This is a genomic window from Streptomyces humidus, from assembly GCF_014649655.1.
Lineage (GTDB): Bacteria > Actinomycetota > Actinomycetes > Streptomycetales > Streptomycetaceae > Streptomyces > Streptomyces humidus.
Genome location: NZ_BMTL01000128.1, coordinates 1 through 1,440 on the forward strand (window position 1 = coordinate 1; position 1,440 = coordinate 1,440).

The 1,440-nt window shown below is 70.8% G+C and carries 1 protein-coding gene; it reads left to right on the forward strand.

From position 1 onward, the window contains the following. Window positions 1–152: 152 nt before the first annotated feature. Window positions 153–1,440, forward strand: a 1,288-nt coding sequence (locus tag IE239_RS41375) for an ArnT family glycosyltransferase (protein ID WP_190154593.1), incomplete at its 3' end; no start/stop codon positions are given.

The following is a 1,440-nucleotide window of genomic DNA, read 5'->3' on the forward strand; positions in this document are numbered from 1 at the left end:
GCGGTCTGGTCCCGCTTCTTCCGCCGCGGACCGCTGGAGCACCTGCTCAACAACGCCACGAAACTGGCACATCGCGTCCGCTGAGCCTCGGGCGGGCACCACCAGAAGTCCGAGCGTGTTCCGCCTCAACCCAGCTTTCAAGGACCTTCGCCATGGCCGTCATCCCCACTGCCCAGAGCACCGGCTCCCATGGCCTCCGCCGGGAACCACACCGTCGCGCCGACCGGCCGCAGGCTCCGGCGCGCTGGGAACGTCCAGCGCTGGCCGCGGTGTTGGGCGTCGCCGCACTGCTGTACGCCTGGGGCATGGGGCACGCCGCGATCCATCCCTACTACGGCGCGGCGATACGGTCGATGGCCACCAGCTGGCGGGCCTTCTTCTTCGGCGGTCTCGACACCAGCGGTTCGATCACCCTCGACAAGCTGCCCGGCGCCTTCTGGCCCGACGCCGTCTCCGTGTGGATCTTCGGGCCGCACACGTGGGCGGCCGCGCTGCCCCATGCGATCGAGGGCGTGCTCACCGTCTGGCTGCTGCACCGGATCGTGCGGGCCTGGGCCGGGCCGTTCGCCGCACTGATCGCCACGCTGACGCTCACCTTCACTCCGGTCACCGCGGCACTGAACAGGGCCACCATCCCGGACACCGCACTCACGCTGCTGCTGGTGGCAGCCGCCGGAGCCCTGCAGAAGGCGGTACGGACCGGGCGGCTGCTCCCGCTGATCACGTGTGGCGTCTGGGTCGGGCTCGCTTTCCAGACGAAGATGCTGCAGGCCTGGCTCGTCCTGCCGGTCTTCGTCATGGTCCATCAACTCACCGTGCCCAACGCGCCGTTGCAGAGGGCTCGGCGCCTGCTGCTCAGCGGTGCGGTCACGCTGGCCGTCTCCTGCTCGTGGGCGCTGATCGCGTGGGCGACGCCCGCGGACAGCCGCCCGTATGTCGACGCCACGTCGAACAACAACCCCTTCAGCCTGGTCTTCGGCTACAACGGCCTGAGCCGCTTCAGCGACGACGACACCGCGTTCGGCGCCGTCCCGGCCACCGCCGCCAGCCGTACGACCGGAAACACCGGCTGGGGGATGCTCGTCAACCACACCGTCGGCCCGCAGATCGCCTGGTTCCTGCCGCTCGCCGTGCTCGCCGTCGTCACGGCCCTCCTCTGGCGCTCCCGCGAGCCGCGGACCGACCCGCTGCGTGCGGGGTTCCTCCTCTGGGGCGGCTGGCTCGCCGTCCACGCCGTGGTGTTCAGCGTCTCCAACGGCAACCACCCCTACTACACGGCCGTGCTCGCACCGGCGATCGCCGCGCTCACCGGAGGGGGGCTCGCGCTCTTTTGGTCCGCGTACGAGGCGGGCGGCCGACGACGACTCTGGCTGCCCTCGGCGATCGTGCTGACGGTGGCCTGGGCGCTCCTGCTCGACAGCCCGACCTGGTTCGTCTCCC